Origin of the sequence: Roseateles sp. (assembly GCF_965229315.1) — a bacterium.
Lineage (GTDB): Bacteria > Pseudomonadota > Gammaproteobacteria > Burkholderiales > Burkholderiaceae_C > Pelomonas.
Genome location: NZ_CBDDJA010000002.1, coordinates 61,960 through 75,861, shown reverse-complemented (window position 1 = coordinate 75,861; position 13,902 = coordinate 61,960). Strand labels below are relative to the sequence as shown.

General features: G+C 68.7%; 11 protein-coding genes. 3 read left to right on the top strand and 8 right to left on the bottom strand.

Annotated features, from left to right (window positions below):
- Positions 1–3: 3 nt before the first annotated feature.
- Entirely contained in the window at positions 4–1,386 is a 1,383-nt protein-coding gene (locus ACO07H_RS05035) for a sensor histidine kinase (protein WP_422011788.1), read from the bottom strand.
- Positions 1,383–2,039, bottom strand: a complete 657-nt coding sequence (locus ACO07H_RS05030; protein ID WP_422011786.1) for a response regulator transcription factor — start codon at positions 2,037–2,039, stop codon at positions 1,383–1,385. Before ACO07H_RS05030 ends, ACO07H_RS05035 begins: the two co-directional genes overlap by 4 nt.
- 138 nt (positions 2,040–2,177) lie before the next feature.
- Here ACO07H_RS05030 and ACO07H_RS05025 point away from each other — a divergent pair, with 138 nt between their 5' ends.
- The gene (locus ACO07H_RS05025) at positions 2,178–3,239 is read left to right on the top strand and encodes an ABC transporter ATP-binding protein (protein WP_422011784.1); all 1,062 of its coding nucleotides are present in this window, start codon (positions 2,178–2,180) and stop codon (positions 3,237–3,239) included.
- A 94-nt stretch (positions 3,240–3,333) separates the two neighbouring features.
- On the opposite strand, the gene ACO07H_RS05020 is transcribed toward ACO07H_RS05025, so the two are convergent.
- Positions 3,334–6,342, bottom strand: a complete 3,009-nt coding sequence (locus ACO07H_RS05020) for a M12 family metallo-peptidase (RefSeq protein ID WP_422011782.1) — start codon at positions 6,340–6,342, stop codon at positions 3,334–3,336.
- A gap of 170 nt (positions 6,343–6,512) precedes the next feature.
- On the opposite strand from ACO07H_RS05020, the gene ACO07H_RS05015 reads away from it, so the two are divergent.
- Together ACO07H_RS05015 and ACO07H_RS05010 are read left to right on the top strand one after the other, a co-directional pair.
- The gene (locus tag ACO07H_RS05015; protein ID WP_422011780.1) at positions 6,513–7,016 is read left to right on the top strand and encodes a hypothetical protein; all 504 of its coding nucleotides are present in this window, start codon (positions 6,513–6,515) and stop codon (positions 7,014–7,016) included.
- Between the two features lie 133 nt (positions 7,017–7,149).
- A complete protein-coding gene (locus ACO07H_RS05010) occupies positions 7,150–7,719 on the top strand; it encodes a cohesin domain-containing protein (protein WP_422011778.1) in 570 nt (189 codons plus the stop codon).
- Between the two features lie 94 nt (positions 7,720–7,813).
- Here the strand turns inward: ACO07H_RS05010 and ACO07H_RS05005 are convergent, their stop codons facing one another.
- From ACO07H_RS05005 to ACO07H_RS04985, 5 genes are all read right to left on the bottom strand, one after another.
- Entirely contained in the window at positions 7,814–8,707 is an 894-nt protein-coding gene (locus ACO07H_RS05005; protein ID WP_422011776.1) for a glycoside hydrolase family 16 protein, read from the bottom strand.
- Between the two features lie 39 nt (positions 8,708–8,746).
- Entirely contained in the window at positions 8,747–10,084 is a 1,338-nt protein-coding gene (locus tag ACO07H_RS05000; RefSeq protein ID WP_422011774.1) for a GH1 family beta-glucosidase, read from the bottom strand.
- A gap of 11 nt (positions 10,085–10,095) precedes the next feature.
- Entirely contained in the window at positions 10,096–10,917 is an 822-nt protein-coding gene (locus tag ACO07H_RS04995) for a carbohydrate ABC transporter permease (RefSeq protein ID WP_422011772.1), read from the bottom strand.
- Positions 10,914–11,810, bottom strand: a complete 897-nt coding sequence (locus ACO07H_RS04990; RefSeq protein ID WP_422011770.1) for a carbohydrate ABC transporter permease — start codon at positions 11,808–11,810, stop codon at positions 10,914–10,916. Before ACO07H_RS04990 ends, ACO07H_RS04995 begins: the two co-directional genes overlap by 4 nt.
- A gap of 505 nt (positions 11,811–12,315) precedes the next feature.
- On the bottom strand, positions 12,316–13,611 hold the full coding sequence (locus tag ACO07H_RS04985) for an ABC transporter substrate-binding protein (protein WP_422011768.1): 1,296 nt from the start codon (positions 13,609–13,611) through the stop codon (positions 12,316–12,318).
- Positions 13,612–13,902: the final 291 nt, after the last annotated feature.

Below are 13,902 nucleotides of genomic sequence, written 5' to 3'. Positions count from 1 at the left end.
GCCCTAGATCGGTGGCAGCGTCAGCCGCGCGATGCAGCCGTGCGGCGCGGCCGACATGAGTTGCGCAAGGCCGCCGTGCCGCTCGGCGATCTCGCGCACGATGGCCAGGCCCAGGCCGCAGCCCTCGCCCGCCGCGCTGCCGCGCACGAAGCGCTCGAACGCGCGCTCGCGCAGCGCGGGATCGAGACCGGGGCCGTTGTCCTCGACGTCGATCCACACGTCGTCGCCCGCGCGCCGCAGCCGCACGGTGACGGTGGCGCCGGCGCCCGCGTAGCGCACGGCGTTGTCGATCAGGTTGACCAGCGCCTCGCGCAGCAGCAGCTCGACGCCCTGCACGCTCACCGCGGCAGCGCTGATGTCCACACCCAGGTCGCAGCCTGCGGCCAGCGCGCGCGGCACGCACTCGGCCGTCACGTCCTGCACGAGGCGGGCGCAGTCCACCGGCGCCCAGCCCTGGGCCGCGACGGCATCGGGCTCGGTGCGCGCCAGCGCCAGCAGTTGCGACACCAGGCGGGCGCTGCGCACGGCGCTCTCGTGCACGCGCGCCAGGCGCTGGTGCAGCACGGGGTCGGCCGCCGCGTCCACGGCGGCCAGCGCCAGCTCGGTCTGGCTCTTCAGGCCGGCCAGCGGCGTGCGCAACTGGTGCGCGGCGTCGCTGATGAAGCGGCGCTGCGTGTCCAGGTTCTGCTGCACCTGGCCCAGCAGTTCGTTGACCGCGCCGGCCAGCGCGCGCACCTCGGGCGGCGCGGCCTGCAATTGCACCGGGTCCAGCGCGTCGGCGCGCCGGCCTTCCATCTGCTGCTGCAGCTCGGCCAGCGGCTGCAGGCCGCGGCGGATGCCGGCCCAGACGCCCATGGTCATCAGCGCGATCAGCAGCGACAGCGGCAGCGCCGTGTCCAGCAGCATGCGCCGCGCCAGCAGGTCGCGCGGCGCGCTGGAGCGGGCGATCTGCACGCGCAGCGTCGAGTCCATGGCGCCGGGTGCGCTCAAGTGCAGGTCCAGCGCGACGGCGCGCAGCGGCTCGGGCTCGGCGGCGTCGTAGAAGACGGGCTCGCCCGGCGGCGCGGATCGCGGCGGCGGCGGGATGCGCGCGTCGCCCAGGCGCAGCTGGCCCGGCGGCGAGCTGACGCTGTACATCGCGCGGTCCTCGGGGTCGGCGGCGAGGATGTCCTGCGCCGACGGCGGCAGGTCGACGAACACGCCGCTGGCGGTCGGCTTGACCTGCCGCGCCAGCGCGCGCGCGGCCTGCAGCAGGCTGGCGTCGACCAGCTCGTCGGCATGGCGGCTCGCCAGGCGGTAGGCGCCGAACGCCGCCACGCCCCACAGCACGATCTGCGGCAGCAGCAGCCACAACAGCAGTTGGCGGTGCAGCGAGCGGCCGGTCAAGACGCGGCGGCTTCCAGCAGGTAACCCAGCCCGCGCACGGTGCGCACGGCCAGGCCGGAGCCCTCGAGCTTGCGGCGCAGCCGGTGGATGTAGACCTCCAGCGACGCGCCATCGTCGCTGCCCCACGCATCGGCGATCTGCGCCTTCGTGACGACGCGGTCGCGCTCGCTGACGAGCAGGTCCAGCAGCGTCCATTCGCGCGGGCTCAGCTCGACCGGCTGGCCGGCGATGCTGGCGCGGTGCGCGGCGCGGTCCAGCGTCAGCTGGCGCAGCTGCTGCGTCTGCGAGGCCGGCCGGCTGCGCCGCAGCAGCGCGTGCAGGCGGGCCTCCAGTTCGGGGAAGTCGAAGGGCTTGACCAGGTAGTCGTCGGCGCCGGCCTGCAGGCCCGCCACGCGGTGCTCCAGCGCATCCAGCGCCGTCAGCACCAGGATGGGCAGCGTGCGGCCGGCCTCGCGCACGCGCTTGAGCACGGTGAGGCCGTCGACCATGGGCAGGCCCAGGTCCAGGATGGCGATGTCGAAGTCCTGCTTCTTCAGCAGGTACTCGGCCACGGCGCCGTTCTCGGCCCACTCGACCTTGAACGAGGCGCTCAGCAATTGCTGCTGCAGCGCATCGGCCAGCAGGGCGTCGTCTTCGGCGAGCAGCAGGTTCATCGGAGGCGAACTGTAGCGGCGGCCGGCCTCGGGGTTAATGCGATATTAAGTTTATTAACGCCAGGTCATGATGCGCGGACATTCGAGCCGCGGCTGCGCCTGCAGATCACGAGCGACACCCACGACAGGAGACACCCCTTGACCCGCGTTCACATCCAGGACCTCAGCATCAAGTTCGGCAGCAACGAGGTCATCAAGCACCTGGACCTGGACGTGCACAGCGGCGAGTTCCTCGTGCTGCTGGGCCCCTCCGGCTGCGGCAAGTCCACGCTGCTGCACACCATCGCGGGGCTGAACCCGGTCAGCGGCGGCAGCATCCACATCGGCGAGCAGGACATGACGCAGGCCGAGCCCAGCCAGCGCGGCGTGGGCATGGTGTTCCAGAGCTATGCCCTCTACCCGACGATGACGGTGAAGGAGAACCTGGCCTTCCCGCTGAAGATGGCCAAGACGCCCAAGGCCGAGCTGGAGAGGCGCGTCGCCGCAGCGGCCGACATGCTGCAGCTGACGGCGCTGCTGGAGCGCCGCCCGGCCCAGCTCTCCGGCGGGCAACGCCAGCGCGTCGCCATCGGCCGCGCCGTGGTGCGCGAGGCCAAGGTGCTGCTGCTGGACGAGCCGCTGTCCAACCTCGATGCCAAGCTGCGCACCGACCTGCGCCGCGAGCTGAAGACGCTGCACGGCCGCCTGGGCAACACGATGATCTACGTGACGCACGACCAGGTGGAGGCGATGACGCTGGCCACGCGCATCGTCGTCATGCACCAGGGCGTCATCCAGCAGATCGGCACGCCGGCCGAGGTCTACGACAAGCCCAACAACCTGCGCGTGGCGGGCTTCGTGGGCTCGCCAGCCATCAACCGCGTCGAAGGCCAGGTCGGCGATGGCGGGCGCTTTGCCGCGCCGGGCCTGACGGTCGCCCTGCCCGCAGTGCTGGCGTCGCGCCCCCAAGGCGAGCGGCTGACGCTGGCCGTGCGCCCCGAGCATGTGCGGCTGGGCGCCGAGCAGCCCTTCGAGGCCGAGGTGCAACTCGTGGAGCCGCTGGGCAACCAGCACGTCATCTGGCTGGCCTGCGCAGGCAGCACGATGTCGGCTGTGCTGCAGGGCCAGCCCGAGGTGCAGGAGGGTGCGAAGGTGCGCTTCGGGTTCGAGGCGGCGAAGACGATGTGGTTCGACGCGGCGGGCGAGCGCCTCGAGGCCTGAGGCTCCGACCTCGCCGCCGCTGCCACTGCTGCTGGCGGCCATGAAAAAAGCCCACCCGTTGCCGGGTGGGCTTTTTGCTGAGCGCTCTGGGCGATCAGTTGCAGGTCGTGCCGGCAGCCAGGCGCTGGGCGACGTAGTTCAGGTCGCGGGCATCGACGACGCCGTTGCCATCCACATCGGCGCGGGCATCGAAGCCGGCCTGGCCGGTGCGCTTGCCCATGGAGGCCTTCACGATGGACAGGTCCGCGCAGTTGACGACGTTGTCGCCGTTCAGGTCACCCGCGATCTTGATCGCGAAGTCGGCGTTGGACACATCGAAGAAGATGTTGTCCACGGCCTCGACCTTGATGCGGGCGGTCGTCGTCGGCACGGCCGGCAGCGACACGACGGCACTGCCGCTGTTGGGCACGCTGGCGGCCAGCACGGTCGGGAAGGTCAGGCCGCTGTCGGTGGACAGGCTGATCTTCACGTTGGCGGTGCTCACGGGTGCCACGTTGGTGTTGGCCACGGCCCAGGTCACGGTCTGCGCACCGGAAGCCAGCGTCACGGCCGTGTTCGGCGACGTGACGAGGAACGGGCCCGCGTTGGCCGCCAGGATCAGCTGCGTGTTGGCGCTGTTGACGCCGCCGCGGCCGTCACGCACGGTCAGGCGGAAGTTCAGCGACGCCGGGCTGGCGTTGACGCCCGAGGTGCCGACATAGGCCGCGGTCGGCAGGAACTCCGAGAAGCAGTCCGTCTCGGCCACCGTCGGCGCGCTCGAGTTGACCAGCGAGCACACACCCGTTTCAGCGTTGGTGTTGTTGGCCAGGATCTGCGCCATGTCGGGGAAGACGCGGGTCGGGTTGCTGGTGACGAGGTTCTCGCCCGGCGAGCCGTACTGCAGCGTGTCGGTGGAGCTGACCACGGCGCGGGTGCCGAACTGGCGGAACAGTGGGCCGTTCAGCTTGGGCTGGGTGATCAGGCCCGTGCCGGCCGAGGTGCCGGTGGCGCCACGGTCGTTCTGCTCCCACATGTAGGTGACCGGGTCGCCATCGGGGTCGGTCGCGCTGCCGGTCAGGGCGAACGGCGTGCGGACGGGGATGGTGTAGCCGGCGGGCGCGGTGACGACGGGCGGGTTGTTGCCCGTGGCCGTCTGCGTGACGCCGCGCTTGGTGCTCAGGCCGCCCGCGGCGACTTCACCGATGAAGCCGGTGAGGCCGTCGGTGCCGGACACCAACTCCAGCAGCGGCACATTGCCGGCAGCGGACGCGAAGGTCAGCGTGAATGCCGTGTCGGAGATCGCGCTGGCGGTCACCGTGGCAGCTGCGGGCCAGCCGCTGATGGCTTCGATGGCGGCCTTGATGCCGGCCGCGGTGTTGTTGGTGCCGCGCACGATGGGCGCCGACAGGTTGCCGTTGTAGCGGAACTGGAACGACGCGCCGTTGGCGGTGTAGCCGGTCAGCACGCCCAGCTGCACTTCAGCGACGGACACCTCGGTGCCGGAGGTGTAGGTCGTGATCTCGTCGAAGCTGCGCTGCGACCAGTACGGGTCGCTGTGCGACTGCAGGTTGTCGGTGCCGCAGATGCCGGCGTAGGCCATCACGGACGAGCCCGAACCCGGCTCGACGGACGTGCCGGCGTTGCGGTTGGACGTCGAGCAGTTGGAGATAGTGCCGTTGAACGTGTGGTTGCCCGAGAACTGGTGGCCCATTTCGTGCGCCACGTAGTCGACGGCGTAGAAGTCGCCCACCGGCGTCGGGATGCCCGTGCAACCCTGGGCCTTGTTGGTGCCGCCGACCACGCCCAGCGAGGCAATGCCGCCGCCGTTCACGCCCAGGCCGATGTGGCCGATGTCGAAGTTGCTGGCGCCCACCAGCAGGCCCACGACCTGGCGGTTGCGCGTCAGTGTGCTGCTGCCGCAGCTGGCCGCCTGGGCCGCCGTGAAGCAGGCGCTGCCGCCGCAAGGACCGTTGACGCCAGTCATCTTGGCAGCCGTGTCCAGGTTGAGCTTGTCGGAGTCGTTGATCAGCACGAGGCGGATCGAGGTCTCCGTTTCGTAGACCTGCGTCACGCGGTTGATCAGCGTGACCTTGGCGGACAGCACGTTGACCGGGTCGCCGCCGAAGTAGGCGGCGTAGGTGTTGTCGGTCAGCAGCGCAAGGCGGTAGGTGCGCAGCGAACCCGCCACGGAGGCGTTGGTCTCCAGGCTGTCGGACACGCGATAGCCCGTCGTGGCCGTGCCACGGCCGTCTTCCGCGGTGACGGCAATGGCGCCTTCGCTCTGGGCGGCGCCGGCGATGAAGGAGGTGTTCACCACGCCCTCGGCGCTGGCCACGGCCTGCAGCGTCTGGCTGCCGCCCTCGCCGCTGACGGTCAGCGTGACGGTGGCGCCCGGCGCGAAGCCGGCACCACGCACCTCGACGGTGTCGCCAGCGCGGTAGCTGCTGTTGGCCACCACGAGCTGCGGCTCGATCTGGTTGGGCTCGATCAGCGCACCCCGCGTGTTGGGCAGGTTGCGGGCGTGGTAGCTCGCGTACACGCTGTCATCGAGGTGGTAGTAGGGGTCGACATACCAGGAACCGGCTTGCGCACGGACCGAGGCGTGCAGGCCCAGCGGCGTGATGTCCATGCGCACCGTGGCGGTCGGGTCATCGATGCCCTTGCCGGCGTAGGTCTTGATGTTGGGGTACTTGGCGGCGAGGCCCGATTCCATGATGGGCGACTCGACGACGGCGAAACGCTGGAAGCCACCATCCGGGTGAGGCAGCGACATCACCAGCGGAGCCAGTGCTGCGGCGCTGCTGCGCTCCAGCGGCGCGGCTGCGGCGAAGGCCGTGATGCCGGCCTTGTCGAGCGTCGCGGCGCGGAAGGCCGTGGGCTGCACGGAGAGTTGCTTGGCAACGCCGCCGCGCGACGCGGCCAGTGCGGTGCGGTCGCCGATTTCCTGCCAGAAGCTGGCGGAGGACTGCGTGGCGGCGACCGCCTTCGTGGTGATCGACTTGCTTTGCACCGTGGCGGCCTGGGCCACCGAACTCAGGCCGACCAGCGCAAGGCCGGACGACAACATGGCGAAGCGCGCAACGGCGCCGGCAACCCGCGTGGGGCGAATGGACAAGACCTTCATCAGATATCCCTCGTAAGCTCCGCGCATCGTCCACGATGCACAGAGCGTCTTCGCTGTTCTTGTCCGTGAGGAAAAACAAGGGGCGTGGACGGAAATTTCCCAGCACTTCCTCACGAACGGACCGGGAAAATGTATGTCACCCGTCCGGGCGCAACGACCGGGATTACGCGATGTTCAGCCTGAAGACCCCCTTCGCTCTGGTGCTTGCACTGGCCCTAGAAGCCGCTTATGGAGGCCCCATGCCGGCCCTGAAAACGATCACGCTGGAACGCGATTGCAATGGCTGCCTGAGCGGCTCTCGGCTGGCATTTCATGCCGACGGGAGCGCCCAGGTGGCGACCGTCGGCAAGGCGCGCCTCGGCACGGCCGACAGCTTGTGCGAGGGCCGCGTTTCCATAGAGACATTCGAGGAATTGGCGCGTCTGGCGACGACCGGCGGTTTCCTGCAGCTGGACGCTGAAATCGCCGACCCGCAAGTGCAGGATGGCCCCTGGCTGACGCTGCGCGCCGAGTATGCGGACGGCAGCGCCAAGCAGGTGTTCAGCCGCGGTGAGATGGCGCCCGCGTCGCTGACGGAACTGGTGCAGGCCATCGACGCGGCGGCACGGCGGATCGCCGTCGACACCCCCCAAGCTAAGGGGGAAGATTGCGGTTTTCGAGCGACGCCGCGATAAACCCTCATGTCGAGACCCTCTCCTAGCGGCTAGTCTGCGGCTACGCAAGAAACATCCGGCACGCCACTGACGCTGAGGGCGTCTGTGCCGGCGGCGCAGGGATCACCTGCAAAAACTTTCGAGGAGTTCCGTCATGCCCTTGAACAAGGCTCGTTTTTGTTCCGCTTTGCTGGCGTTGAGCGCCTTCGCCGCTCCGGCGCTGGCTGCCGACCTGACCTTCGCGGCCGCATCCAACCCGGTCCAGCAGGGCAACGGTGTTGACGTGCGGGTCCTGATCACTGGCATCTCGGACCTGTCCACCTACCAGTTCTCGGTCTCGTTCGACCCGAGCCTGTTCCAGGTCACCAGCGTCACCGAGGGCAGCTTCCTGGGCACGGGCGGCACGACGTTCTCCGACGGCGGCAGCATCGACAACAGCGCCGGCACGATCTCCTATGTGTTCAACACGCTGATCGGCCCGATCGCCGGTGTCAGCGGCAGCGGCACGCTGGCCACGATCCACCTGAATGCGATCGGCGTTGGCACCAGCGCGCTGACCTTTTCGGACACGCTGTTCCTGAACAGCCAGTCGCTGGACATCGCGGTGCAAACCGTCAACGGCAGCCTGGCCGTCACGGCCGTGCCTGAACCGAGCACCTATCTGATGCTGGTTGCGGGCCTGGCGGGTATCGGCGCGCTGCGCCGTCGTCAAGCCAACGTCTGAGTCATCGCGGCCTCGTGCCGCCTGACGCGAATCGGGCCGCTTGCGCGGCCCGATGTCTTTTGTGGCGCCGTTGGATGGCGTCAGTTTGGCGGCTTCAGTTTTCCTTGTAGATACGCACCCAGTCCACCTTCATCTGCGCCGGGAACGCGGTGGTCGCATCCGGCGCGCCGGGCCAGTCGCCGCCGACGGCCAGGTTGAGGATGACGAAATAGGGCTTCTCGAAGACCCAGGTGCCACCGGCCGGCAGCGACGCGGGCGTCAGGCGGTGGAACTCGACACCGTCGACCTGCCAGACGATTTCGTTGGGCCGCTTGATGACGGTGTAGGTGTGGAAGTCGTTGGCCACGGGCCCGCCAAACTCACGCGGCTTGCCGATGCCCTGCGCGCCCGAATAGCCCGGGCCGTGCAGCGTGCCGTAGGTCGTGTTCGGCGTCTTGCCGACGAACTCCATGATGTCGATCTCGCCCGACTTCGGCCAACCCGCCGTGGCGAGGTCCGCGCCCAGCGCCCAGAACGCCGGCCAGATGCCCTGGCCCGAGGGCAGCTTCATGCGCGCCTCGACCTTGCCGTAGGTGAAGCTGACCTTGTTGCCGGTGTGGATGCGGGCCGACGTGTAGCCGCACGGCGCACCGTTCCAGCACGGGCCGGGGTTGGCGGCCTTCTCGGCCGTGATGACCAGCAGTCCGGCGCCGTCCATCTGCGCGTTGCGCGCGTCGGCCGTGTAGTACTGGAACTCGTGGTTGCCCCAGCCATCGGCTTCCTTGTTGCCGAGGTCATAGGTCCAGTTCGCGGCATTCGGCACGGTGCCGGCGGCGCCGTTGAACTCGTCGCTCCAGACCAGGGTCCAGTTGCTCGGGGGCGCTGGTACGGCGGCAGGTGCCGACGCGGGTGCGGCGGTGACGGTACCGCCGCCACACGCAGTCAGCGCAATGGCGAGGGTAGGCAGCAGCTGGCGCCAGTGGCGCGGCGCCGGTGTGATGGCGTTCATCGTTGTCTCCGTTGTGTTGGCTCTGAAGGCTCTGAAAGATCAGCCGCGCCAGTCCTTCAGGAAGTCGCGGTACCAGTCGGCGCTGGCCTTGGGGGTGCGGACCTGGGTGTCGTAGTCGACATGCACGATGCCGAAACGCTTCAGGTAGCCACTGGCCCATTCGAAGTTGTCCATCAGGCTCCAGACCATGTAGCCGGCCATGGGCACGCCCTGCTGCATGGCACTGGCCACGGCGGCGATGTGGCCGCGCAGGTAATCGATGCGGTCGTCGTCCTGCACGCGGCCGTTGACCACGGCCTGGTCCTTGAAGGCGCCGCCGTTCTCGGTGACGTAGACGGGCGGCAGGCCGGGATAGTCGCGGTGCAGCAGCACGAGCAGGTCGGCCAGGCCCTGGGGGTAGATCTCCCAGTCCATGTCGGACACGGGCAGGCCGCGGCCCTTGGCGTCCCATGCCTCGCCGCCTGCTGAGATGACGGTGCGGGTGTAGTAGTTGACGCCCAGGTAGTCCATCGGCTGCGCTATGGATCCCATGTCGCCCGGCTGCACCACGGGCGCGTCGGCGCCCAGTTCGGCCAGCACCTCCTCGGGATAGCAGCCCTTGAAGAGCGGGTCGGCGTACCAGCGGCGGCTGCGCGCGTCGGCCCTCTGCGCGGCGGCGATGTCGGCAGGCATGGCGGTGGCGGGCACGCTGGACGTGAGGTTCAGCACGATGCCCAGTTCGGCCGTGGCGCCATCCGCCCGCAGTGCCTGCATCGCCAGGCCGTGGCTGAGCAGCAGGTGGTGGCAGACCTGCATGGCCGTCCTGCGGCTCTTGATGCCGGGCGCGAAGCTGCCCTGCTCGTGGCCCAGCACGGCCACCACCCACGGTTCGTTGTGCGTCGTCAGGCCGTCCAGCCGGTCGCCCAGGCGCGCCTGCACGTGGCGGGCGTAGTCGACGAAGCGGTGCACCGTGTCGCGGTCGTTCCAGCCGCCGCGGTCCTGCAGGCCTTGCGGCAGGTCCCAGTGGTTCAGCGTCGCGAAGGCCTGGATGCCGCGGCGTAGAAGGCCATCCACCAGCCGCTCGTAGAAGTTCAGGCCCTTGGGGTTGAAGTCGCCATGGCCCAGCGCCTGCACGCGCGGCCAGGCGATGGAGAAGCGGTAGCAGTTGACGCCCAGCGACGCGATGAGGTCGAGATCGCTGTCCAGCCGGTGGAAGTGGTCGCAGGCGATGTCCCCGTTGCTGGCGTCGGCGATGGCGCCGGGCTGCCTGCAGAACCGGTCCCAGATGGACTCGCCCTTGCCGTCTGCGTGGGGCGCACCCTCGATCTGGAAGCTGCTGGTGGCGACGCCCCAGACGAAGGATGGCGGGAACTGTCGGTGCAGGAGATGGGATGACATGGGCGGTGTTCTTATTTGACGGCGCCGGCCGTGAGGCCCGCGATGAGCTGACGCGACGACACGACGAAGAGCACGAGCAGCGGCAGCGTGGCGATGGCCGAGCCGGCCATCAGCGCGCCCCACTCCGTGCTGGTGGTGCTGAACAGGCTGCGCAGCGCCAGCGGCAGCGTGTAGTTCTCGGCCGTGCGCATGACGATCAGCGGGTTCATGAAGTTGTTCCACGAGCTGATGAAGGTGATGAGGCCCAGCGTGCCGAGCGCCGGCTTCATCAGTGGCAGCGCGATGCGCCAGTAGATACCCAGTTCGCTGGCGCCGTCGATGCGCGCGGCGTTCAACAGCTCGTGCGGCACGGTGCTGGCGGCGAACTGGCGCATCAGGAAGATGCCGAACGCGCTGGCCGCGCCGGGCACGTACAGCGCGCGGTGCGTGTCGATCCAGCCCAGCGCGTCCATCACCATGAAGGTCGGGATCATGTTCATGAAGGCCGGCACCATCAGCGTGCCCAGCACCAGCGCGAACAGCGGCTTCTTGAAGCGGAACTCCAGCATCGCGAAGGCGTAGCCGGCCATGGAGCAGAACAGCAGCGTCAGCGCCGTGGACATCAGGCCCACGTACAGGCTCCAGCCCACGTTCTTCCAGAACGGCAAGCGCGTCGTCAGCACCTTGAGGTTGTTCAGCAGCTCGCCGCTGAACCACAGCGGCGGCGGCACGTTGAAGATGTCGGTGCGCGACTGCGTCGCGAACACGAACATGAAGTAGAACGGCGCCAGCATGATGAGCGCACCGACACCGACGATGGCGTAGGCCGCGAGCTTGGGCAGCGTCTTCGTCATGCCGCGGCCCTCCGCTCGGCGAAGGCCCGGTTGGTCAGCCAGGTCAGCAGCGCGATGACGCCGAACATGATCCACGCCAGCGCGCTGGCGCCGCCGAAGTCGCTGAAGTCGAAGGCCAGCCGGTACAGGTAGATGCCCACGGTCATCGCCGCCTGGTCGGCGCCGCCCTTGCCGTTGGTCAGGATGAAGGGCTCCTCGAACAGCTGCAGGCCGCCGATGACGGACAGCGTCACGCCGAACAGGATCATGGGCCGCAGCCCCGGCAGCGTGATGCGCCAGAACTGCTGCCAGGCGTTCGCGCCATCGAGCTTGGCGGCCTGGTAGAGATCGTTCGGGAGGGTCTGCAACGCGGCGAGGTACAGCACGAGGTTGAAGCCCACGTAGCGCCAGAACACGACGATGGCCACGGCCGGCTTGATGGCCTGGGGCGAGCGCATCCAGTTGATGTGCTCGGTGCCGAACAGCGCGTGCAGCGCCTGGTTGACCAGCCCGTAGTCGGTGGAGAACAGCGAGCCGAACAGCATCGCGATGGCGACGGTGGACGTGATATAGGGCAGGAAGTAGGCGCCCGACAACAGCCCGCGCCAGCGGCCCAGCGCCTGGTGCAGGAAAACCGCCAGCGGCAGCGCGACCAGGTGCTGAGGCACGCCAGACGCGAACGCCAGCCACAGCGTGTTGTAGAGCGACTTCCAGAACCAGCCGTCGGTCAGCGCGAAGACGAAGTTGTCCAGGCCCACGAACTGCATGGACGCGATGCCGCTGGTCGGCTCCCAGCTCTGGAAGGCCAGGTAGAGCGAGAACAGCAGCGGGAAGAGGCCGAACACGGCGAACAGGATCAGGAAGGGGCTGATCAGGATGTAGGGCGCCCAGCGGTTGGGGATGCGCGGGGTCATGCGTGGGCCTCTTGGCAGTCCGCGCGGTGTGGTTGTCGTGAGGTCGGCTTGGTGGCACGGTCCATGCCGGCAATTCGCCCCGGCGGGCGACCTACTTTCTGGCCCGCCAGAAAGTAGGCAAAGAGCGGCCCCTGCAAAACCGCCCAACAGCCGAAACAGCCAACAGCCAAACGCAGCAGCCATTCGGTCGCGGCTGTTCCTGCTGCCCCCCCTTGAGCCCGCCGAGCAGCGCAAGGACTGGAGGGCGCGTGCGCAGCACGCTTCAAGAACTGACTCCGCGCAACTGTTTGAGCGCAGCGTAGCGGAGCGAGTTTTGCGCGGGCCCTCAAGGCCTGAGCAGCGCAGGGCAGCCTGAAGGGCCGGGCGGGTCGGGGGGCGACTTTTTGCCTACTTTTTGGTCGCTCAAAAAGTAGGTCGCCCGCCGGGGCGAACTCCCGGCACGGTGCAACGAGTCGAAAGGCTCGCAGCCAAAGCAACCCATGGAGTGCGGGAAATGAGCCCACCATCACCGATTCGCCCGATGCACCAGCAGCGCCTGCGCATCTTCCAACGCACGCGCAATCGGCTTGCCGTACTCCAGCACGTTGTCCAGCTCGCCGTTGACGACCTCGTCGGCGAACTTCTGCTGCTTGTGCATGCGCACGACCGGGATGCGCCGCGCCGCGTCACGCCACAGCGCGCGGGCCTTCTGGCCGCCGAGGAAGGGCACGGGCTGGTCGAAGAACGGGCCTTCCTGCGCCGCCAGCAGCGCCGGGAAGGCGTCCTGCGACTGGAAGGCCTCGAGCTGGCGCTGGCGGTCCAGCGTCAGCTCCTGGATGAGCTGCCAGGCGAGCTGCTTGCGCTCGGGTGCGGAGCGGCGCGGGATGGCGTAGTAGGTGCCGCCATAGGAGCAATAGGCGTTCTCGGGCAGCTGCGCCACACGCCACTTGCCGGCGGTGCCGGGCGCCACCCAGTTGGCCATCTGGCCGGCCATCCAGCAGCCGGAGATCTCGGTGGCTAGGCGGCCGCGCTTGAGCATCTCGGCCCAGTCGTTGAACCAGACCTCCACACGCGCATCCAGCCCCTGCCGGCGCACCTTGCGCGCCAGCTCGAACGCACGCACGAAGCGCGGCGACGTGACCTGCGCCCGCCCCTGGTTGTCGAAGAACTGGCCCTCGCCCGCCGGCGTGCCGGCGCGCACGACGATGTCCTTGAGCAGCCGCACGTCGCCGATCAGGTAGGCCCCCGTCCGCGCCTTGAGCTGGGCGCCGGCCTCGACGTAGTCCTCCCAGGAGCGCGTCAGGTCCGCCTCCGTCAGGCCGGCCTGGGCGAGGAGATCGGCACGATAGAACAGCGAGCCCGGCCCGATGTCCGTCGGCATCGCGACGACGCGGCCCTCGCGGTTGCGTGCGGTCTGGAAGGCGAACGGCACGAAACGGTCCCGCAAGCGCTCCGCATCGAAGGCAGGTGCCGACAAGTCCTCCAGCCCGGTTCCGAGCGAGAAGCGGCCGAGGTAGCTGGCCTCCAGTGCGATGACGTCGGGCAGATGGCCGGACGTGGACAGCGCCGTCGTCATCGCCGTGTGGTGGTCGTCGTACTGGCGGCTGATGACCTCGGCGCGCACCTCCGGATGGCGCTGCGCCCAGGTTTTCAGCACGTCCTTGGCAATCACGTCGACCAGCGGGAAGGCGGCGACCGTCAGCCGGCGCTCCGGCCCCGCCGCCAGCGCCGCGGCAGGGCCGGTGGCTGATACCAGTGCCGCGGCAAGCGAATTTGCCAGCACGTGACGGCGGGAGGTGGGCGGTGGCGAAAGACGTTGCATCGTGTTTGAAAGCGCTTTCATGATTGTGCATGGCGACCCGTCGCGGCTCAGCCGCACAAACCCTAAGCACGGCCTCGCCGCAGGCTTTTCCCCATGAAAAACGACGCGGGCGCCGTTGAACTGAAACGTTTGCTCACCACGCACGCGGGTTTCCACCGGTGACGTCTGTCAGTGGTGTTTGCAGAGTGGTATTCAAGAGGTTGCAGCAGTCTCAAGCCGGTTTAATACCAGTTGAGCAATCTCGACGCCTGGAGATGGGCCACAGCCGCCCGGAGTACCAGGTGATGTGCG